Raw genomic sequence first — 20,837 nt, forward strand, 5'->3', positions numbered from 1 at the left:
CTGGCCCCGCACGCCGCGCTCGTCCCGACCGGCGGGCGCTCGGTGAGGAGTCCGCGTGGGTCGGTACGTGCTGCGGCGGATGCTGCAGATGATCCCCGTGCTGCTCGGTGCCACGTTCCTTATCTTCGCGATGGTGTTCGCGCTGCCCGGCGACCCGTTGGCGGGCAAGTGCGGTGACCGGCCCTGCCCCGAGGCCTACGCGCAGGCCTACCGGGCCAAGTTCCACCTCGACGACCCGCTGCCGGTGCGTTACGTGAAGTACCTCGGCAACCTGGCCAAGGGCGACCTGGGTGACGACAGCTCCGGGACACCGATCGCGCCGCAGATCAAGCGCGCCTATCCGCACACCATCAAGCTGGCCGCGATGGCCATCGCTCTGGAGATCGGCATCGGCATCGGCATCGGTGTGCTCACCGCGATCCGACGACGCGGGATCCTGGACAAGGCCGTGCTGGTGATCACCCTGATCCTGATCGGGTTACCGGTGTTCGTCACCGGCGTGGTGCTGCAGTACTTCTTGGGCATCAAGTGGAGCGTGCTGCCGGCCACGGCCGGTGACAGCAGTGTGCACGAGTTGCTGATGCCGGCCTTCGTGCTGGCCAGCCTCTCGCTGGCCTATGCCAGCCGGATCACCCGCACCAGCCTGGCCGAGGTGCTGCGCGCGGACTACGTGCGCACGGCCCGCGCCAAGGGCCTGACCCGCCGCCGGGTCATCGGGGTGCACGCGCTGCGAAACGGGCTGATCCCGGTGATCACGTTCATCGGCGCGGACTTCGGCGCCTTGATCGGCGGCGCCATCGTCACCGAGGGCATCTTCAATGTGCACGGCGTGGGCAACCTGGTGTTCCGCGCGATCGGTCAGAAGGAGGGCAACACCGTCACCAGCGTGGTGGCCATCCTGGTGTTGGTGTTCCTGCTGATGAGCCTGCTGGTGGACCTGCTCTACGCGGTGATCGATCCGAGGATTCGTTATGAGTAGCGTCGACGCGACGTTGGCGGTGCCGCCGGAGGCGGCCGCCCCGGAGCCGGGCGACCGACCCCGCTCTCTCGGCCGGGACGCCTGGGAGGATCTGCGCAAGAACCCGGTCGTGCTGGTCTGCGTCGCGGTGATCTTCGTCCTGGTGTTGATGGCGGTCTTGCCCGGGCTGTTCACGCACTCCGACCCGCACCTGTGCAAGCTGTCCAACACCCGCAAGGGACCGAGTTCGCAGGCCTGGTTCGGCTTCGACCAGCAGGGCTGCGACATCTACTCGCGCACCATCCACGGGGCGCGCGCCTCGATCGCCGTCGGGGTGCTGTCCACTGTCGGGGTGACGCTGATCGGCGGCACCGTCGGCATGCTGGCGGGGTTCTACGGGGGCATCTGGGACACGATCGTCTCGCGTACCGCGGACGTGTTTTTCGCGATCCCGTTCCTGCTCGGCGCGATCATCGTGCTGACCACGTTCCCATCCGGCAACGCGCACAGCTTCTGGCTACCCGTCAGCAAGGTGGTGTTGGCGTTGACCCTGTTCGGTTGGCCGAGCCTGGCGCGCATCATGCGGGCGACCACCCTGCAGGTGAAGGAGGCCGACTATGTGGCCGCGGCCCGTGCGCTGGGTGCAAGCACGCCGCGGATCCTGCGGGTGCACGTGCTGCCCAACGCCGTGCAGCCGGTCATCGTCTACGCGACCATCGCGCTCGGCGGCTTCGTGGGTGCCGAGGCGACGCTGTCCTTCCTCGGTGTCGGCCTGCAGCCGCCCTCTATCTCGTGGGGCATCGACATCAGCGCGGCCGAGCCACTGGTCCGCGTCTCGCCGCACATCATGATGTTCCCGGTGCTGTTCCTGTCGGTGACCGTGCTCGCCTTCATCCTGCTCGGCGATGCCGTGCGGGACGCCCTGGACCCGAAGCAACGATGAGTAGTACCGGGACGGAGAACGCCGCCTCGTTCGAGCTGGTGCACGACGACGCGCCGCTGCTCGAGGTCGACGACCTGCATGTCGAGTTCCGCACCCGGGAGGGCATCGCCCGCGCGGTCAACGGCGTTTCCTACTCGGTGCGCGCTTCAGAGACGCTGGCCGTGCTCGGTGAATCCGGGTCGGGCAAGAGCGTCACCGCGCAGGCGATCATGGGCATCCTGGACACCCCGCCGGGCTTCATCACCGGCGGCTCGGTGCGCTTCCGGGGCGAGGACATCCTCACGCTGCCGGAGGAGAAGCGCCGGGCGCTGCGCGGGGCCTCGATGGCGATGATCTTCCAGGACGCGCTGTCCGCGTTGAACCCGGTGTTCTCCGTGGGCTGGCAGATCGGCGAGATGTTCCGGGTGCACCAGGGCATGTCCCGCAAGGAGGCGAAGCTCAAGGCCATCGAGCTGATGGACCGGGTGGGCATCCCGTCGGCCAAGCAGCGGGTCAACGACTACCCGCACCAGTTCTCCGGCGGCATGCGGCAGCGGGTGATGATCGCGATGTCCATCGCGCTGAACCCGGCGCTGCTCATCGCCGATGAGCCGACCACGGCGTTGGACGTCACCGTGCAGGCGCAGGTGATGGACCTGCTCGCCGAACTGCAACGCGAGTCCGGCATGGGCCTGATCCTGATCACCCACGACCTTGGCGTGGTCGCCGACGTGGCCGACCGCATCGCGGTCATGTATGCCGGGCGCATCGTGGAGGCCGCGGACGCCAACGACCTGTACGCCCGGCCCGCGCACCCGTACACCAAGGGCCTGCTCGGCTCGATCCCCCGGTTGGACGCCAAGGGCCAGGACATCGCGGTCATCGGCGGGCTGCCGCCGACGCTGACCAAGTTGCCGAGCGGGTGTTCCTTCCACCCGCGCTGCCCGTACATGCGGCCGGAACCCTGTCAGACCGAGGTGCCGCCACTGGTGAGGTTCGACGGCAACCGGGGCAGTGCATGCCACTTCTGGCAGGAGGTGCTCGATGGCACCGACAACTGAAGTGGTCCTCGACGTCCAGGACCTGGTGAAGTATTTCCCGCTGACCCGGGGAGTGGTGTTGCGCCGTCAGGTCGGCGCGGTGCAGGCGGTCGACGGAGTCAGCTTCCAGCTGCACCGGGGCGAGACGCTGGGCCTGGTCGGCGAGTCCGGCTGCGGCAAGTCCACCGTGGCGAAACTGCTGATGGGCCTGGAGTCCCCGACCGGTGGCCACGCCTACTACAAGGGCAACGACATCTTCACCCTGGACGCCGGGAGCCGGCGCAAGCTGCGCCGGCAGATCCAGTTGGTCATGCAGGACCCGTACTCATCGCTGAACCCGCGGATGACCGTCGCGGACATTGTCGGTGAACCGTTCGAGATCCATCCCGAGGTGGCGCCCAAGGGCGACCGGGAGCGCAAGGTCAAGGACCTGCTCGACGTGGTCGGGCTCAACCCGGAGCACATCAACCGCTACCCGCACCAGTTCTCCGGCGGCCAGCGTCAACGCATCGGCATCGCCCGGGCGCTGGCGCTGCGTCCGGAGATCATCATCTGCGACGAGCCGGTGTCCGCGCTGGACGTATCCATCCAGGCGCAGGTGATGAACCTGCTCGAACAGCTGCAGGACGAGTTCGGGCTGTCCTACCTGTTCATCGCGCACGACCTGTCGGTGGTCCGCCATCTCTCCGACCGGGTCGCGGTGATGTACCTGGGGCGGATCGCCGAGATCGGTACCGACGTGCAGATCTACGAGCACCCCACCCACCCGTACACCCAGGCCCTGCTGTCGGCGGTGCCGGTGCCGGACCCGACAGTGCGCGGGCGGCGGGACATCATCCGGCTGCAGGGCGACGTGCCCAGCCCGGCCGACCCGCCGTCCGGCTGCCGGTTCCGCACTCGGTGTTGGAAGGCGCAGCAGAAATGCGCCGACCAGGTGCCCGAGTTGGTGGAGCGCTCAGTGACGGACACCGCCTTCGTGCACCCCAGCGCGTGTCACTTCGCTGAGGAGCGCGAGGTCATTCCGACGTAGGGTGCGACTGCTCGACCGGCACCGGCACCGGGATGAGATTGCCCGCGCTGTCCACCGGTAGCTGCGGCACCGGCCGGGCCACGCCGACCGCGCGCAGGTAGAGCACCGCGGCGACGGCGTAGCCGAGGCTGACCGCGGACAGGATCGCGTAGGACTTGCCGGACTCCGGCATGGTCAGCGAGGCCACCGCGGCCGCGGACACGAACGCCGAGTTGAACAGCACGTCGTAAACGGAGAACACGCGACCGCGGAACTCGTCGTCGATGCTCTCCTGCACGATGGTGTCCACGCAGATCTTCACCGCCTGCGCGGCCAGGCCGAGCAGGAACGCCCCGAGCACCAGCGGCGGCGGCTGATAGGGCACCACCAGCGCGAAGCCGAACACCGATGCGGCCAGCATGGACACGACGATCCAACCCGACTTACCGATCCGCGGGGTCACCTCGGGGGTGATCACCGCGGCCACGAAGTAACCCAGCCCGGCGGCGGCGAACACCGCGCCCAACCCGGCCATCGCGGCGTCGCCGTTGGACGTCGGGTCGTGGAAGTAGTTCCGATAGAGCAACAGGGTGGCGATGGTGCCGGTGCCGTAGCAGAACCGTTGCGCGGTGATCAGCGTCAGCGCGTAGCGGGCAGCGGGCCGAGCGCAGACGTGGCGGCCGCCCTCGACCAAGCCGACGGCCACCGCGCGGAAGGCGTGCCGGGCCGACGGCGGAGGCACCTCGTGGTGCGGACCGAGCCGATCCGGGTGCATCCGGGCGGCCAGGCAGGCGGCGAGCAGGTAACCCACGCCGGTCATCGCCATCAGCAGGGTCGGGGTGTGCAGCGTTTGATGCAGTGCCAGGCCCAGACCACCACCGGTCAGGGTGGCCAACGAACCGGAGGTGGCCATCACCGAGTTGGCCATCACCAACTCGCGGCGCGCCACCACGTGGGGCAGCGAGGCGGACATCGCGGTGAGGAAAAACCGGCCGCCGGAAAGGGCGAGCAACGCGGTGAGGAAGATCGCCGGGCCCCGCACGCCGCTGCTGATCAGGACGGCGATCAGCGCGACCAGGACCATCCGGACGAGGTTGGTGCGGACCAGCACGTGGCGGCGACGCCAGCGATCCAGCACGATCCCGGCGAACGGCCCGACGAACGTGTACGGGAGCAGCAGCGTGGCGAACGTCGCCGCCGCCGCACCGGCGGTCGCCTGCTTCTCCGGGGTGAAGAACACATAGGAGGCCAGGGCGACCTGGAACAGTCCGTCAGCGGCCTGGGAAGCCAACCGGGGCGCGTACAACTTCCGAAAGTCGGCATGGGCGACAACAGCCCTGAAGTCGGAAGTGAACGACACGCTTTCGAGGCTAGGTCGGTGCATCGTGGCCCGCAGGGCGAACGCGGAAGCTCGTTCCCCGGCCGGCCGAATCGTGACGGCTGCATGCCATGTCGGTGACATTTGCCGGTGCAAAACAGAGCCCGACCCCGGTAAGGGGTCGGGCCGTGTCCGGTGATCAGGGGTGCGGCCTAGCGGTCGACCTGACCGGCGATGAACGCCTCGACCGCGCGGTGGCACACGTCGTCGGCGTACTGCTCCGGCGGGGACTTCATGAAGTAGCTGGACGCCGACAGCAGCGGCCCGCCGATGCCGCGGTCCAGTGCGATCTTGGCCGCGCGGATGGCGTCGATGATCACACCCGCGGAGTTGGGGGAGTCCCAGACCTCGAGCTTGTACTCCAGGTTCAGCGGGGTGTCACCGAAGGAGCGACCCTCCAGCCGCACGTACGCCCACTTGCGGTCGTCCAGCCACGGCACGTGGTCACTCGGGCCGATGTGCACGTCGGCGTTGCGCATCTCGTGCGGGATCTGCGAGGTCACCGACTGGGTCTTGGAGATCTTCTTCGACTTCAGCCGCTTGCGCTCCAGCATGTTCATGAAGTCCATGTTGCCGCCGAAGTTGAGCTGGTAGGTGCGCAGCAGTTCGACGCCACGGTCCTCGAACAGCTTGGCCATGACGCGGTGCGTGATGGTCGCGCCGACCTGGGACTTGATGTCATCGCCGACGATCGGCACGCCGGCGTCGGTGAACTTCTGCGCCCACTCCGGATTCGAGGCGATGAACACCGGCAGGGCGTTCACGAAGGCAACCTTCGCGTCCAGGCAGCACTGGGCATAGAACTTGTCGGCCGCCTCGGAACCCACCGGCAGGTAGGAGACCAGCACGTCGACCCGGGCATCCTTGAGCACCCTGACCACGTCGACCGGCTGCTCGTCGGACTCCTCGATCATCTCGCGGTAGTACTCGCCGAGGCCGTCCAAGGTGTGACCGCGCTGGACGGTAATGCCGGTGGGCGGCACATCGGCGAACTTGATGGTGTTGTTCTCGCTGGCACCGATCGCGTCGGCGAGGTCCATGCCGACCTTTTTGGCGTCCACGTCGAAAGCAGCGACGAACTCCACGTCTCGAACGTGGTAGTCGCCGAACTGCACGTGCATCAGCCCCGGCACCCGCAGGCTCGGGTCGGCGTCCTTGTAGAACTCGACCCCCTGGACGAGGGAGGCGGCGCAGTTACCAACGCCGACGATGGCTACACGAACGGAACCCATAACTGGGTGCTCCTTACTCGGCGGATCAGTGTTGGGGAAGGTGGGTTTGCGCTTCGACGTCTGTGCTGCGCTCGGTCGCGATGAGCTCGTTGAGCCACCGGACCTCGCGCTCCACGGATTCCAAACCGTGCCGTTGCAGTTCGAGGGTGTAGGCGTCCACCCGCTCCGCGGTGCGCCGGCCGGCGCCCGCGCGGAAGGTGTCCGCGCGCTCCTCCAGGCGCCGGCGGCGGCCCTCGAGGATGCGCAGTCGCACCGGGGCGTCGGTGCGGCCGAAGAATGCGAAGCGGATGCCGAACGAGTCGTCGTCCCACTCCTCGGGCCCGCAGGCGCTCATCAGTTCGGCGAAGTGCTCCTTGCCGTCCGCGGTGAGCTTGTAGACGATCTTGGCCCGCTTGCCGGCCAGCGCCGGAACCCTGGCTTCGGGGGTCTCCTCGATGATCCAGCCGGTGCCCACCAGGGACTTCAAGCAGGGGTACAGCGAGCCGTAGGAGATCGCGCGCAGCGTGCCCAATAGGCTGTTCAACCGCTTGCGCAGCTCGTAGCCGTGCATGGGCGACTCGTGCAACAGACCGAGCACCGCGAGTTCGAGCACGCCGCTGCGCTTGCTCATACTCGCTCCCTTCGCCCGGCTTGGGTGTGATTGCTCGATGTATCGGCTCGATATATCGAAGCCTGTAGCGCACCCTAGGGGGTCAGGGCGCTCGCCGGCAAACTCCGGGTTCGGTGTGTTGTCTGGAGTGACTCACCTGCCGGAAGTAACCAGAGTGTTTCCCAGCGGCTCTGGTGACCGGCCGGTAGGACTACTCTGCTGCGCCATGTGGTCCCAACGGTTGCACGTCGACTACGCGCTGCAGCGGCGCGCGACGTTGCAGGCGTTGTTCTACGGCGGGGCGCTGACCAGCATCGATGTCTGCGACGCAGATCCGTACCTGTTGCGCGCTGCCCGCCATCACGGCGAGCTGACCGAATCGCGGTGCCCGGTGTGTCGGCGTGGCCCGCTGACCCACGTCACCTACGTGTTCGGCGACGAGCTGGGGTCCTATTCGGGCCGAATCAGGGCCACTGTCGAGCTGGAACCGATGGCCCACGAGTATGGCGAGTTCCGGGTGTACGTGGTCGAGGTATGCCAGACGTGTTCCTGGAATCATTTGAGTTCGTCGTTCGTCCTCGGCGATGGGATGCCACGAAGTCGGCCCCGTCGTCGGGTCGCCGAGGAGTAGCCACCGCATGAATCTCTTCCGTCGCGGGCGCAAGCAACAGGCGCCGGCCAGCGGACCGCTGCACCCCGACGACAATCAGTGGTTCCGGCCGGCCGAGCCGACCAACCGGGGTGCCAAGAAGCGGAAGTCCGCCGCCAAGCGCCCGGTACAGCTGATGCAGCAGACCCAGCCCGTGCCGCGTCCGGTCACCCCGGACGACGAGACGCAGACCATCACCCCGCCGCCGGACTGGCTGGACGACACCACCCAGATTCCCCGGGTCGACGGGTCCGCGCCCGCGGCAGCGGGCGGTGCGGGGGGCACCCGGGCCGCGGCGAAGAAGGCCGCGCCGCGGCCGCCACGGCGCAAGCGCAGCAAGCTGCGCCGGGTGGCCTGGGGCACGCTCACCCTGCTCACGCTCGGCTTCATCGTGGTCCTGGTGGCCTACGCGCGCATCACCATCCCGGACGCGAACGCGGCTGCGGTGCGCCAGACCACCCGGGTCTACTACGCGGGCGGCAGCGAGGAGATCGGCCGTTTCGGTGACGTCAACCGCACCGAAGTAACGCTGGACAAGATGCCGCAGTCGTTGCGGGATGCGGTATTGGCCGCGGAGAACCGCAACTTCTATTCCGACAGCGGCATCTCGCCCAAGGGCATCACCCGCGCGCTGTGGGTGAACTTGCGGGGCGGCAGTGCCCAGCAGGGTGGCTCGACGATCACCCAGCAGTACGTGAAGAACTACTACCTGACGCCGGCGCGCACGCTCAAGCGGAAGGTCCGCGAGGCGCTGCTGTCGATCAAGATCGACCAGAAGCTGTCCAAGGACCAGATCCTCGAGGACTACCTCAACACCATTTACCTGGGCCGTGGCGCGTATGGGGTGCAGGCCGCGGCCAAGGCCTACTTCGGCGTCGACGTCAGCCAACTGACGCCGGGTCAATCGGTGCTGCTGGCCTCGATCATTCGCGCCCCCAGCCGGTACGACCCAAGTGACAAAGAGGGTCTGGGGCTGCTCAAGGCGCGGTGGGCCTACGTGGCCGACGCGATGGTGGCGACCCACACCCTCAACCCGCAACAACGGGCCGCGCTGGTGTTCCCGAAGTTCCCCAAGCAGGCGCAGTCGCAGAGCCGTTACGGCGGACAGCGCGGCTACATCCTCACCACGGTGCGCAACGAGTTGCTGGCCCGCGGGCTGAGCAGGGAACAGATCGACAACGGCGGCTACCGGGTGGTCACCACGCTGGACAAGCAGGCGCAGGAGTCCGCGCTGGCCGCGGTGGCCAAGGAGTTCCCGAAGACCAAGAACAAGGGCCTGCGGGTCGGCCTGGTCGCCGTGCAGCCGAAGACCGGCAACGTCATGGCGATGTACGGCGGCAAGGACTTCCTCGGCAAGGACCGGTACGCCCAGGTGAATGCCGCGTACTACCCGATCCAGCCGGGTTCCACGTTGAAGATCTTCACCACCGCGGCGCTGCTGGAGAACGGCTACACCATGGACAGCGTGTTCACCGGGAATTCCCCGCTGCACCTGCCCGGCTCCAAACCGGTGCGCAACGAGTTCAACAAGAGCTACGGCTCGGTCACCCTGCAGCGGGCGCTGGACGAGTCGATCAACACCGCGTTCGTCCAGGCCACCTTCAAGCTCGGCTCGGCCAAGGTGCGCGACGCCATCGAGGCGGCGGGCATTCCGCACGACACCCCTGGTCTGGAGACCAACGCCCGCATCACCCTGGGTATCGCCTCGGTGCGTCCGGTGCTGGTCGCCGACGCGGTGGCCACGTTGTGCGGCGGTGGCATCCACGCCGAGCAGCACATCGTGGACAAGGTCTACGCCACCAATGGCGGCGAGGCGCCGCTGCGCAAGCCGGTGATCTCGCCGAACCCGGTGTTCCCGCCCGAGGTGGTGTCGAAGACCATCGCGGCGATGGAGGACGTGGTCAAGCACGGCACCGGCACCGCGGCGCTGAAGCTGCATCGCCCGGTGGCCGGCAAGACCGGGACGCACCAGAGCCTGACCGCGTGGTTCTCGGGCTGCACCCCGCAGTTGGCCGGGTCGGTCGTCTACTTCAAGGGCGACGGCACGAAATCCCTGGACGGCGTCGCCGGCCTGCCCACGTTCTTCGGTGCGGTGTATCCGGCGGCGACCTGGACCACATTCATGAAGGGCGCCCTGCGCGGGCAACAGGTGGAGAAGTTCCCGGTGGCCACCGCGGACGGTCAGGGACAACCGACGGCCAACCCGAACCAGATCAGCGGCTCGCAGCCGGTAGCGCCGCCCGAGGGCGGCACCGTGCTGCAGTTCCCGGGCTTCGACAACGGCCCGAGCAGCTACACGCCGGCGCCGAAGGTCACCCCGACCCCGACGGCCACCGGGAAGTCGACCGCGAAGCCGAGTGCGAAACCGGTCACGGTGACCAGCGCGGTCTGCACCAACGACCGCAAGAAGGCGACGCAGTCCGTGCCGTACGACGCGCGATGTAGCGCGGACGGCCGGCTCGGAAAGACCGGTGGCGGGGCACCGGCGGCGCGCGGGGGCGCGCCACCACCGACCTGACCTCCTCCATGCGACACGATGGGACCCGTGCCCGGCCAGCTCGTGTTCCCGACCCGGGACGACCCGACGATCGCCGCCGGCTGCGAGGTACTCGGCGGGCCCATGGGTCGCCGGGCGACGTCGAGCAGAAGCTGGTGGACGCCACTGCGGGTGGTGCTCGCGCTGGCCGTCGTCGCTCTGGCGCTGGGCGTGGTGGAGCGCGAGCCGTGCCGGGCGCACGCGTGGAGTCGCGCGGACGGACAGCAGTACGCGCACGCCTGTTACTCCGACATCCCGCACCTGTATCGGGAACGCGGCTTCGCCAGCGGTGACGTGCCCTACTTCGACCACGGTGACCACCAGCCGTTGGAGTACCCGGTGCTCACCGGGGCCTTCATGCAGGTGGCCGCGGAAATCGTGAAGCCGTTGGCCGGCACCGGGGTCGACGTACGGGCGGTGCGCTTCTATGACGTCAACGCCGTGCTGCTGGGGTTGGCCGCGTTGGTCGCGATCGCGGCCACCGTGGGCCTGGCCGGGCGAAGACCGTGGGACGCCGCGCTGGTCGCGGTGTCCCCGGTGCTCGCGCTGGACGCCACCATCAACTGGGACCTGTTCGCGGTGGCGTTGACCATGCTGTCGATGCTCGCCTGGGCCCGTCGACGACCCGGAGTTGCCGGCCTGCTGTTGGGTCTGGCGGTCTCCGCGAAGTTCTATCCGGTGGTGCTGCTGGTCCCGTTCGCCGCGCTGTGCCTGCGGGCCCGACGGCTGCGCGAGTTCGGCGCGCTGCTCGGCGGTGGTGTGGTGGCCTGGCTGGTGGTGAACCTGCCGGTGGCCTTCGCGGCCACCGACGGGTGGAGGGAGTTCTACACGTTCAGCGCGCACCGCGGCGCGGACTTCGGGTCGGTTTGGTACGTGCTGCAGCAGGCCGGGCATCCGGTGGCCGCGCTGAACACGGTCACCTCGGCGTTGACCATCGCGGGGCTGGCCGGGGTGGCGGCGCTGGCCTGGCTCGCCCCCGCGCCGCCGCGGTTGGCCCAGTTGTGCTTCCTCGCGGTGGCCGTGTTCGTTCTGGTCAACAAGGTCTGGTCGCCGCAGTACGCGCTGTGGTTGCTGCCGCTGGCCGCGCTGGCCCGTCCGCGCTGGCGTGACCTGTTGATCTGGCAGACCGGGGAGACGATCTACTTTCTCGGGGTCTGGTTGTACCTGCTCGGTGGCTATGACCGTGGTCTGTCGCAGAACGGGTACGGGGCGCTGGTCATCCTGCGGTTGGCGTCACTGCTCTACCTGGTCGTGCTGGTCGTTCGGGACTGCTTGGAACCGCGCCACGACCCGGTGCGGGCACAGGACTGGTCCGACCCGGCCGGCGGGGTGTTGGAGCCGGCGCGGTGAGTGTGTCGGTGGCGGGCCGGTCGGTGCGGGCACGGCCGGGTGACGTCATCGCGCTACGGCTGTGGTTGCTCAGCCGGGTGGCGGTGTTCGCGTTGGTGTCCGCGGCCGGGTGGTTGTTCGCCGACCGGGCCGCGCGCAGCCCGGTGCACTACCTGGACCGGTGGACGCAGTGGGACACTGTCCACTACGTGACCATCGCGCACTGGGGTTACGGCGGGGACCCGCGCACCGGCCCCCAAGTGCCGCTGGAGGCGTTCTTCCCGGGCTTCCCGCTGACGATGCGCGCCGTGCACGAAGTGCTGGGCATCGGGTACGTGGCCGCCGGGCTGTTCATTTCGTTGGTGGCGAGTGGCATCGCCATCGTCGCGTTGGCCCGGCTGGCCGCGGACGAGGCGGGCGGCGGCGCCCTCGGGGATCTGCTCGCCGAACGCACCGTGCTGCTGTTCCTGCTCGCGCCATCGGCGATCTTCCTGGCCGCTGCCTACACCGAGGCGCTGTTCCTGGCCTTCGCGTTGCCCGCCTGGCTGGCGGCGCGGCGCGGCCGGTGGTTGATCGCCGGGTTGTGCACGGCGGGTGCGAGCAGTGTGCGGGTCACCGGGTTGTTCCTCGCGGTGGCCCTGGTTGTGGAGTTCCTCACCGCGCGCGACGGGCGCCGGCGTTGGCTGCAGGCGCCATGGTTGCTGCTCGGCTTCGCGCCGGTCGCCGCGTACTTCGCCTACCTGCACCACCGCACCGGGGACTGGCACGCCTGGCAGCACGCGCAGGAACGCGGCTGGTACCGCGACTTCCACTGGCCCTGGCAGGCGCTGCGGATCACCTGGCACAACGCGCACGGCGGCAACCAGACCACCGACTTCGAGTGGATGTTCCGCGCCGAGATCCTCGCCGTCGCCATCGGGATCGCGTTGCTGGTCTGGTTGCTCCGGCACCGGCGGTGGGGGGAGTCCACCTACATCGCGTTGCAGCTCTACGCGTTCACCACCGGCATGTGGTTCTTCTCGGTGCCGCGGGCGACGTTGCTCTGGTGGCCGTTGTGGACCGGCCTTGCCGCCTGGTCGCTGCGTCGACCGGCCGTGCTGCAGGGGTATCTGACGGTGTTCGCGCCGTTCTCGGTGGTGCTCACCCTGTTGTTCTGCACCGGGAGATGGGCGGGCTGAGTTGCCGTGGCATGCTCGCCGCATGGAGCACCGGGAGTACCTGGACGGCCTGCATACGCAGATCACCGGCATGGCCGCGGACCTGCAGGGCAAGGACCCGAGCACGACGGTGTCAACCTGTCCGGACTGGGATCTCGCCGAGTTGATTCGGCACACCGGTCGGGTGCATCGCTGGGTTACCGAGATCGCGCGCACCCGATCTCTGGAATACGTCAACTGGAAGAAGCTCGAGCTCGGGCTACCCGAGGACCCGTCGGGGTTGTCGGAATGGTTGGCGGCGGGTGCGGACCCGCTGATCGAGGTGCTCTCCGCGGCGGACCCGGCGACGCCACTGTGGTCGTTCGCGCCGGACGCCGGCGTTGGCTGGTGGACGCGACGACAGCTGCACGAGACGACCGTGCACCGCACGGACGGGCAGTTGACGGTCGGGGAGTCGCCGGAGATCCCCGCCGCGGTGGCGCTGGACGGCGTTGAGGAATTGCTCGGCGTGATGTTCCCGGCGGTCGGGTCGGCCAAGCGCGCCGCGGAGCTGGGCCGGGCCGGGGATTCGGTGCACCTGCACGCCACCGATGCGCCCGGCGAGTGGACGATCACGCTGACCGAGGACGGGTTCAACTGGGACCGCGGGCACAGCAAGGCCACCGTCGCGGTGCGCGGTGCGGCCGAGGATCTGTATCTGCTGATGTGGAATCGCCGCCGGTTGGCCGATGCGGAGCGCTTCGAGACGTTCGGCGACGCGGCATTGATGGACGCCTGGTTGGCCGCGACCGGCTTCTAGCGAAGGAGACACCGATGCAAGGTCCCGGTCAGATTCTGCCCGCGGCGGCGGCGAGGTGGCCCGCCAAGACCGCGCTGATCACCGCGACGCGGTCGCTGACCTACGCCGAACTCGACGACGCCTCAAGCCGGTTGGCCTGTGGCTTGTTGCGCCGGGGCGTGCAGCCGGGGCGGGTCGTCTCGCTGTACGGGCCGAACTCGTGGCAGTGGGTGGTCGCCTACCACGGCATCGTCAAGGCCGGCGCAGGGTCCTGGCTGACGTAGCGTCAGTTACAGGTGGCGGTCAAGACTCCGGACGAGAACTGGCAGCTGCGGCTCGTCGTGGAAGCCCAACCGCCGACGTAGGTCTTGATCGTGACACCGATGCTCGCGGCGATGATTGTGCGGCGCTTCACGGCGCGGCTCCAGTCGGATGATCTTCAGGACTTGCCGGAATCGATAACGGCCGAGCCCCGTTAGTACCCGCCCAACGGTGCCGGGCTCAGCCCGGCGCCATGTCCACGAACCGGGAGTAGTGCCCCTGGAATGCGACGGTGACCGTCGCGCACGGACCGTTGCGGTGCTTGGCCACGATCAGGTCGGCCTCTCCCGCCCGCGGCGACTCGCGCTCGTGCATGTCCTCGCGGTGCAGCAGCACCACGATGTCCGCGTCCTGCTCCAGGGAGTTGTGCACGTTGACGCCGTCGGCGACGAAGTTGTGCGTGCCGAGCACGGTGGCGTCGTAGACGGTCTGCTCGCCGAGACTCTCCACCGATTCCACGGTGTCCCAGGAGACGTCGTTGGTGGCGAGCACGTCGAGGTCCGCGTCGTCGAGGATGTCCGCGACCCGGGCGAGTCGTTCCCGACCGGGCGCCTGCTTGACCATCGTCGATCCGCAGGGCTGGGTACTCCCGTCCGCCGCGAACGGACCGTCGATTCCCGGTTCGACCAGGGCCTGGCGGACCTGCCCCCAGACCGCCTGCGGCACGCTGTCCACGTTGCCGTTTCCACACACTTCGGCCAGCGCGGTGCGCAGTTCGGCCACGGCGGCACCCGCAGTGCCGTGCACGCCGATGTCCGAGCAGAACCGCAGTTGGTTCTCGGCGCCGTGAATGTGTAGGCGATAGCTATCCCGGCGGCCGGGCCTGTGCATGGCCTCGATCCGAGAAAAGATGTTGAACCGCAGCAGCAAGCGGGCGAGGTCATCGACCAGGCGCCGCGACGTCGAGCTGTAGTAGATCCGCGATTGTTCGGGGCGGGCGTCCGGGCGCACTGAGCAGTCGGTCGCCCAGAGGTGCCGCAGGAAGGTGCGGACCTGGCGCTTGGGCAGTCGGAATACGTCCGCCGGGACGAACTTGTCGTGGCTGCGCGAGCGCCCGAGGAGGTGGGCCAGCAGCAGCACCTCCTCCTCGTCCCGGGCCACCGGCTGCAGCGGTGGCGGCACGTGCCGGAGCACGCCGATCCGAGTGCCCGCGGCCAGATCCCCCAGTGCCCGCCAGCCGTCGTAGGTGAGGAAGGGGTGGTTCGCGGTGGCGCTGATCTGGCGACCGGAGGCGAGCTTGAGGCGGTAGACCTCCTTCACCCCGCTGGGGAAGACGTGGGTCATCGTGCGCGGTACCAACTTGAGTCGGTCGTCCAGCGACCAAACCGGGATGTCCCGGCTGCCGGCGACGAGCAGGTCGCCGAGGGAGACCTCGGCACCGGTGTCGGCCCGCATGAGCCGGGTGTCGGCGGTCAGGCATCCGGATTCGCGTAGGTCGGAGAGCAGCGGCTTCTTGTCGGTGCGTTGTTCGGGGCCACGGTTGAGCTGGGAGAGCGCCACCACCGGCACCTCGAGCTCCTTGGCCAACAGCTTCAGCGACCGGGAGAACTCCGAGACCTCCTGCTGGCGGGACTCGACCTTCTTGCCCGAGCTCATCAGCTGCAGGTAGTCCACGATCACCAGCGACAGGTCGTGGCGCTGCTTGAGCCGGCGGGCCTTGGCGCGGATCTCCATCATGGTCATGTTCGGCGAGTCGTCGATGAACAGCGGCGCCGAGGACACCTCTCCCATCCGCCGGGCCAGCCGCGTCCAGTCGTCGTCGGACAGCGTGCCGGAGCGGATGTTCTGCAGCGACACCCGTGCCTCGGCGGAAAGCAGCCGCATGGTGATCTCGTTGCGGCCCATTTCCAGGGAGAAGATCACCGCGGTGCGCCCGTGCTTGATCGACGCCGCGCGGGCGACGTCCAGGGCCAGGGTTGAGTTGTGCGTCGGGATCATCGAGCGCCCGGCGATGAACAACCCGTCCGGTGCGGCGACCTGGATGCACCGCACGGGCACACTCGCCACTGGGCGGACGTCGACGATGAAACGGGAACCGGCCCGCGGCGGGGTCTTGGAGCCGTACCGGTCCTTGTGCGTGCGTTGCTTGCGCTCCAGCCGGAACACCACATCCGGCGTGGTGAAGGTCAGGGTGTAGGCGATCGACGAGCGCTCCGTTGCTCCGCGGACCCGCCGGGTAGACATGCCGCAGCGGTAGCCCAGGCTGACGATCAACTCGCGCACGTCCGCGGCCAGGCGGGGACTCGTGCTGGTGAACTGAGGTGATCCCCCGGCGCTGACCGTTCCGTCGGTGTCCAGCAACCCGGCCAGCAACGCGCGCCGTTGCGACTCGGAGGCCCGCAGATAGAGATCCGGGATGTGCTTGTTGTCGAGCACGCCCATGGTGCGCAGCAGCGCCTGCGGGGTGCCGGTCTGACGCCAGCACAGCTCGCACTGGCTTCGCCGGACGGTCCGGAGCCGACGCCCGCAGATGCAGATGGGCGGCCTTACCGGAGCGGTCGATCGTGCCCGAGCACCGCAAGTGCGTCCGCAGGTGCGGACCTCGGGTTGCTTCGGGACGAACGAGGCGCCGCAGACCACGCACTCCCGTGCCGCCGTAGCGGGCGGCTCGGGCCAGCGCAGCCCGTAGCCGTACTTCCCGGATCCGGGGCGGACCATCATGCCCTCGGCCTCGAGGTGCATGACGAGCTCGACATCCGCGGTGGTGATCCGGGCGCCGGCGCTGTGCCCGTCACCCAGCCAGACGCCGAGCACGTAGGGCGGCAGCGGTAGGTCCCGCTCGGGCAGGGCCAAGGGGCGGGCGTTGTGGATACTGTGGTTGAGCCGTCGGTCCGTCGTCGCGCAACGCAGCGTGGTCGCGATGGTGGCGGTGGTGCGGACCTCGGCGAACGTGCGCTGGTTGCGGTACCGGTGGTAACCGATGGCAGCCGCCTGACGCGATTTGCGGGAGGCGCGGGTTTCGGTCAGCCACAGGTGCTCGGCATCGGCGGTGATCACCGAACCGTCGTCGAACTCCACCTCGTAGCACGGCCTGCCGCGCATCACGTCCGTTGCCGCGACCACCCGGGTGGGCTGCCCATCGGCCCCGATCACGTCGTCGCCGACCGCGAGCTGCCCCATCGTGGTCCAGCCATCGACTGTGGGCACCGGTGTGTCCAGCGCCAGCGCCTTTCCGACGGCCGGTCTCGCCGCGACGATCACCATCTGGCCGCCGTGCAGACCGTTGGTAAGTTCGTCCAGGCCGGCGAAGCCGGTGGGCACGCCGGTCATGCCGCCGCCGCTGTTGCCGATCGACTCGATCTCGTCGAGGGTGCCCTCCATGATCGCGGACAGCGGCAGGTAGTCCTCGCTGGAGCGGCGCTCGGTGACCGCATAGATCTCCGCCTGCGCGGCGTCGACGATGTCGTCGACCTCGCCGTCCGCGGAAAAGCCCATCTGGGTGATCCGGGTGCCGGCCTCGACCAGGCGGCGCAGCACGGCGCGGTCCCGCACGATGCGGGCGTAGTAGCCGGCATTGGCCGCGGTGGGCACGGTGGAGATCAGCGAGGCCAGGTAGTGCGCGCCGCCGACCCGGGCGATCTCTCCGCGCTTGGTCAGCTCCGCGGCGACGGTGACTGCGTCCACCGGCTCGCCGCGGCCGTACAGATCGAGGACGGCGTCGTAGACCAGTTGGTGCGCGGGCCGGTAGAAGTCGGCGCCGCGCACCGTCTCCACCACATCGGCGATGGCGTCCTTGCTGAGCATCATGCCGCCGAGCACGCACTGTTCGGCGACCACGTCCTGCGGCGGCGTGCGCTCGAACTCGGCCGGACCCGAATGGGCCGGCGGCGGCAGTTCGATGATGCTGATGGTCCCGACCCTCCCCGGTTGTGCAGCGCGGCGCCCGTGGTGGGGACGGGCGCCGCGCCCGTGTGCGTAGGTCTAGCCCGCGGGTCCGACAAAAACCGGCGGGTTGACCGTCGTGCGGGCCCGCTTTGGCCCACCGGAGCCCCTACCTGCCGGGAGTCGCCCGTGTTGCCGGGAGAGCACCGGAGTGCTGCGGGTCGGACCTGCTCGGGTACGGGTGCGGTGGGTGGTTCACCGTAGGAGCCGCGGACCGTGTGCGCCAAGCCCACCGTGCACAGCCGATGTGGACGTCCTGTGGATCACCACGGGTGGCGCGGGGTGCTTCGTGTGCACAACGTGTGGAGCCGAGCGCAGGGCAGGCGTGTTCACCTGCGTGGACGTCCGCAGTGCCCTGTGGAGGAAGAAAGTCGGGATGCGGATCGGATTGGTCGTGCGACACGCCGCTGGGTTCGCTAGTTGTTCACCATGTGAGAAAACCGAGGGCCCGCAGCGTTTCCACAGCGGGCCCTGAGTTCTGACGATGGGTCAGGCGGCAACCACATTCACCGTGACGGTGGCGGCCACCTCGGGATGCAGCCGCACCGACACCTGGTGCGCGCCGAGGGACTTGATCGGGTTGCCGATCTCCACCCGACGACGGTCCAGCTTCGGGCCGCCGGCCGCGCTGACCGCCGCCACGACCTCGGCCAGGGTGACCGCGCCGAACAGTCGACCGGAGTCCCCGGCACGCGCCTTCAGGTCCACCTTCAGCGACTCCAACTGCTGCCGCACAACCTTGGCCTGGTCCTGGTCCGCGATCTCGCGGATCTGCCGAGCCCGACGGATCGTGGAGACCTGCTTCTCACCGCCGCGGGTCCAGCGCAGCGCGAACCCGCGCGGCACCAGGTAGTTACGGCCGTAGCCGTCCTTGACCTCAACGACGTCGCCGGGCGAACCGAGCCCGGAGACCTCCTGAGTGAGAATCAGCTTCATTCCTGCCACCCCTCTCAGCGGGCCGTGCTGGTGTAGGGCAGCAGCGCCATCTCGCGGCTGTTCTTCACCGCCACAGCGATGTCGCGCTGGTGCTGAGTGCAGTTGCCGGTCACTCGCCGTGCGCGGATCTTGCCGCGGTCGGAGATGAACCGGCGCAGCAGTGGGGTGTCCTTGTAGTCGACGTACTTCACCTTGTCCTTGCAGAACATGCAAACCTTCTTCTTCGGTTTGCGGATCGGTGGCTTGGCCACTGTGGTGCCTCTCGTTCAGGCCCCGCCGTCGCGGGCGGGAATGGTCAATGTCTTAGAAAGGAGGTTCGTTGCTGTAGTCGTCGCCGCCGGAGCCCCAATTGCCGCCGCCGCCGCCGCCGCCGCCGCTAGCCCCGCCGGCCGGTGTCGCACTGGCCCACGGATCCTCGGCAGCCCCGCCGCCGTAACCGCCGCCGCCGCCTCCGCCACCCCGGTTGGCCCGGTTGACCTTGGCGGTGGCGTTGCGCAGGCTCGGGCCGACCTCGTCGACCTCGATCTCGTACACGGTGCGCTTCTCCCCCTCCTTGGTCTCATACGAGCGCTGCCGCAGCCGGCCGGACACGATCACCCGGGTGCCCTTGGTCAGCGACTCGGCCACGTTCTCGGCCGCCTGACGCCACACGTTGCAGGTCAGGAACAGGCTGTCGCCGTCCTTCCACTCGTTGGTGGCACGGTCCATGACCCGGGGGGTGGACGCGATGCGGAACTTGGCGACCGCGGCACCGCTGGGCGTGAAGCGCAGCTCCGGGTCGTCGACGAGATTGCCGATGATCGTGATGACGGTGTCGCCTGCGGCCATGTCCTTCGGCTTCCGGTGTCGGCGGGTGGGTGAGGGTCAGCGAATGTCGGGGCGCATGACCTTGGTACGCAGCACGCTCTCGTTGAGGTTGAGCTGCCGGTCGAGCTCGGCGACCACCGCGGGCTCGGCGGCCAGTTCGACCACCGCGTAGAACCCGTCGGCCTTCTTGCGGATCTCGTAGGCCAGCCGGCGCTTGCCCCACACATCGACCTTGTCGACGGTGCCGCCGCCATTGCGGATCACGGAGAGGAACTGTTCGAGCGAGGGTGCGATGGTCCTCTCGTCGAGATCGGGGTCGAGGATGACCATCAATTCGTATCGACGCATGAGGCGCCGACCTCCTCTGGACTCAATCGGTCGCGGTCTCTCCGCGACAGGAGGGTGCTGAACGCGGTACAGACTAGTGGGCCGGCCCGACAGTTTCCGAATCGCCTGTGGATGACTGACCGGGCCTAGCCCGGCAGTCGGGCGCGCAACCACGCGATGTCCGCGGCCTGACCCTGTGTGCCGCCCGGCGTCTCGCACACCACCGGGGCGCCCGCGGCGAGCACCACGGCCACCAGATCGGCCGGGTCCACGTTGCCCGCGCCGAAATTCTCGTGCCGGTCCCGGCCGGAGTCGAAGGAGTCCTTGGAGTCGTTGGCGTGCACCAGGTCGATGCGCCCGGTGATCGCCTTCACCCGGTCGGCGACGCCCGCCAACTCCTCACCGCCCGCGTGCGCGTGGCAGGTGTCCAGGCAGAACCCGGGGTCGAACTCGCCGATGACGTCCCACAGTCGGCCGATGGCGTCGAGCTTGCGGGCCATGGCCAAATCGCCGCCCGCGGTGTTCTCGATGAGCACCGGGATCGGGCAGTCCATGCGCTGGAAGGTCTTGCGCCAGTTCTCCACGCCGATCTCGGGCTCGTCGCCCTTGAGCACGTGGCCGCCGTGCACGATCAGCCCGGCCGCGCCCAGTTCGGCCGCGGCCTGCAGGTGTTGGGCGAGCAGCTTGCGGCTCGGGATACGGATGCGGTTATTCGTGGTGGCCACATTGATCACGTACGGCGCGTGTACGTAGAGGGTGAGTCCGGCCGCCGCGGCGGCCTCGCGCAACGCGGCCGGCCCGCCGGGGTAATCGACCCGCGGCCCCTTCCACCCCTGCGGATCACCCAGGAAGAACTGCACCAGATCCGCGCGGCGGGCCGCCGCCTCGGCGATTGGATCGCAGGAATCGACGTGCGCACCGATGCCAAGCATCTACCGACCCTACGACGGGTGACGCGCGTCCTGACCACCATCGGCGCCGACCGGG

The 20,837-nt window shown here is 68.8% G+C and carries 19 protein-coding genes; 10 read left to right on the forward strand and 9 right to left on the reverse strand.

The features are described 5' to 3' along the window. The first annotated feature begins 55 nt into the window (after nucleotides 1-55). Genes VGJ14_02735 through VGJ14_02750 form a run of 4 tightly spaced genes read left to right on the forward strand, consistent with a single transcriptional unit; the run spans nucleotide 56 to nucleotide 3,950 of the window. On the forward strand, nucleotides 56-979 hold the full coding sequence (locus tag VGJ14_02735; GenBank protein ID HEY2831314.1) for an ABC transporter permease: 924 nt from the start codon (nucleotides 56-58) through the stop codon (nucleotides 977-979). Then, the gene (locus VGJ14_02740) at nucleotides 972-1,901 is read left to right on the forward strand and encodes an ABC transporter permease (protein HEY2831315.1); all 930 of its coding nucleotides are present in this window, start codon (nucleotides 972-974) and stop codon (nucleotides 1,899-1,901) included. Before VGJ14_02735 ends, VGJ14_02740 begins: the two co-directional genes overlap by 8 nt. Further along, entirely contained in the window at nucleotides 1,898-2,941 is a 1,044-nt protein-coding gene (locus VGJ14_02745; GenBank protein ID HEY2831316.1) for an ABC transporter ATP-binding protein, read from the forward strand. Before VGJ14_02740 ends, VGJ14_02745 begins: the two co-directional genes overlap by 4 nt. Further along, nucleotides 2,925-3,950 carry a dipeptide ABC transporter ATP-binding protein gene (locus VGJ14_02750; protein ID HEY2831317.1) on the forward strand — a complete coding sequence of 342 codons (1,026 nt, stop codon included), beginning with the start codon at nucleotides 2,925-2,927 and terminating at the stop codon, nucleotides 3,948-3,950. Before VGJ14_02745 ends, VGJ14_02750 begins: the two co-directional genes overlap by 17 nt. Here VGJ14_02750 and VGJ14_02755 read toward each other — a convergent pair. The 3 genes from VGJ14_02755 to VGJ14_02765 all read right to left on the reverse strand — a co-directional run bounded on the left by VGJ14_02755 (nucleotide 3,937) and on the right by VGJ14_02765 (nucleotide 7,149). Further along, nucleotides 3,937-5,289: an MFS transporter gene (locus tag VGJ14_02755; GenBank protein HEY2831318.1), complete on the reverse strand. Its 1,353-nt coding sequence runs from the start codon at nucleotides 5,287-5,289 to the stop codon at nucleotides 3,937-3,939. The two genes, VGJ14_02750 and VGJ14_02755, sit on opposite strands and share 14 nt — an antisense overlap. A gap of 170 nt (nucleotides 5,290-5,459) precedes the next feature. Next, nucleotides 5,460-6,539, reverse strand: coding sequence for an inositol-3-phosphate synthase (locus VGJ14_02760; GenBank protein HEY2831319.1), 1,080 nt, complete (start codon nucleotides 6,537-6,539; stop codon nucleotides 5,460-5,462). A gap of 25 nt (nucleotides 6,540-6,564) precedes the next feature. Continuing rightward, nucleotides 6,565-7,149 carry a PadR family transcriptional regulator gene (locus tag VGJ14_02765; protein ID HEY2831320.1) on the reverse strand — a complete coding sequence of 195 codons (585 nt, stop codon included), beginning with the start codon at nucleotides 7,147-7,149 and terminating at the stop codon, nucleotides 6,565-6,567. Between the two features lie 205 nt (nucleotides 7,150-7,354). Here VGJ14_02765 and VGJ14_02770 point away from each other — a divergent pair, with 205 nt between their 5' ends. From VGJ14_02770 to VGJ14_02795, 6 genes are read left to right on the forward strand one after another with little or no spacing between them, the layout of a single operon-like run. After that, complete coding sequence (locus VGJ14_02770) at nucleotides 7,355-7,759, forward strand: DUF5318 family protein (protein ID HEY2831321.1); 405 nt, start codon at nucleotides 7,355-7,357, stop codon at nucleotides 7,757-7,759. A gap of 7 nt (nucleotides 7,760-7,766) precedes the next feature. Continuing rightward, entirely contained in the window at nucleotides 7,767-10,295 is a 2,529-nt protein-coding gene (locus VGJ14_02775) for a transglycosylase domain-containing protein (GenBank protein HEY2831322.1), read from the forward strand. A 27-nt stretch (nucleotides 10,296-10,322) separates the two neighbouring features. Further along, nucleotides 10,323-11,663, forward strand: a complete 1,341-nt coding sequence (locus VGJ14_02780; GenBank protein HEY2831323.1) for a glycosyltransferase 87 family protein — start codon at nucleotides 10,323-10,325, stop codon at nucleotides 11,661-11,663. After that, complete coding sequence (locus tag VGJ14_02785; protein HEY2831324.1) at nucleotides 11,660-12,820, forward strand: mannosyltransferase family protein; 1,161 nt, start codon at nucleotides 11,660-11,662, stop codon at nucleotides 12,818-12,820. Before VGJ14_02780 ends, VGJ14_02785 begins: the two co-directional genes overlap by 4 nt. A 22-nt stretch (nucleotides 12,821-12,842) precedes the next feature. Then, on the forward strand, nucleotides 12,843-13,598 hold the full coding sequence (locus tag VGJ14_02790) for a maleylpyruvate isomerase family mycothiol-dependent enzyme (protein HEY2831325.1): 756 nt from the start codon (nucleotides 12,843-12,845) through the stop codon (nucleotides 13,596-13,598). Nucleotides 13,599-13,612: 14 nt separating this feature from the next. Further along, on the forward strand, nucleotides 13,613-13,861 hold the full coding sequence (locus VGJ14_02795) for an AMP-binding protein (protein HEY2831326.1): 249 nt from the start codon (nucleotides 13,613-13,615) through the stop codon (nucleotides 13,859-13,861). 217 nt (nucleotides 13,862-14,078) lie between these two features. Here VGJ14_02795 and dnaB read toward each other — a convergent pair whose 3' ends face one another. From dnaB to VGJ14_02825, 6 genes are all read right to left on the reverse strand, one after another. Then, a complete protein-coding gene (gene dnaB, locus VGJ14_02800; protein HEY2831327.1) occupies nucleotides 14,079-17,675 on the reverse strand; it encodes a replicative DNA helicase in 3,597 nt (1,198 codons plus the stop codon). Between the two features lie 594 nt (nucleotides 17,676-18,269). Then, nucleotides 18,270-18,716: a 50S ribosomal protein L9 gene (gene rplI, locus VGJ14_02805; protein HEY2831328.1), complete on the reverse strand. Its 447-nt coding sequence runs from the start codon at nucleotides 18,714-18,716 to the stop codon at nucleotides 18,270-18,272. 14 nt (nucleotides 18,717-18,730) lie between these two features. Then, a complete protein-coding gene (gene rpsR / locus VGJ14_02810; protein HEY2831329.1) occupies nucleotides 18,731-18,967 on the reverse strand; it encodes a 30S ribosomal protein S18 in 237 nt (78 codons plus the stop codon). 52 nt (nucleotides 18,968-19,019) lie between these two features. Next, the gene (locus VGJ14_02815) at nucleotides 19,020-19,544 is read right to left on the reverse strand and encodes a single-stranded DNA-binding protein (GenBank protein HEY2831330.1); all 525 of its coding nucleotides are present in this window, start codon (nucleotides 19,542-19,544) and stop codon (nucleotides 19,020-19,022) included. Between the two features lie 36 nt (nucleotides 19,545-19,580). Continuing rightward, entirely contained in the window at nucleotides 19,581-19,871 is a 291-nt protein-coding gene (gene rpsF / locus VGJ14_02820; protein HEY2831331.1) for a 30S ribosomal protein S6, read from the reverse strand. Between the two features lie 125 nt (nucleotides 19,872-19,996). After that, a complete protein-coding gene (locus VGJ14_02825; protein ID HEY2831332.1) occupies nucleotides 19,997-20,782 on the reverse strand; it encodes a deoxyribonuclease IV in 786 nt (261 codons plus the stop codon). Between the last annotated feature and the right edge of the window lie 55 nt (nucleotides 20,783-20,837).

It is taken from the genome of Sporichthyaceae bacterium, assembly GCA_036493475.1.
Classification (GTDB): domain Bacteria; phylum Actinomycetota; class Actinomycetes; order Sporichthyales; family Sporichthyaceae; genus DASQPJ01.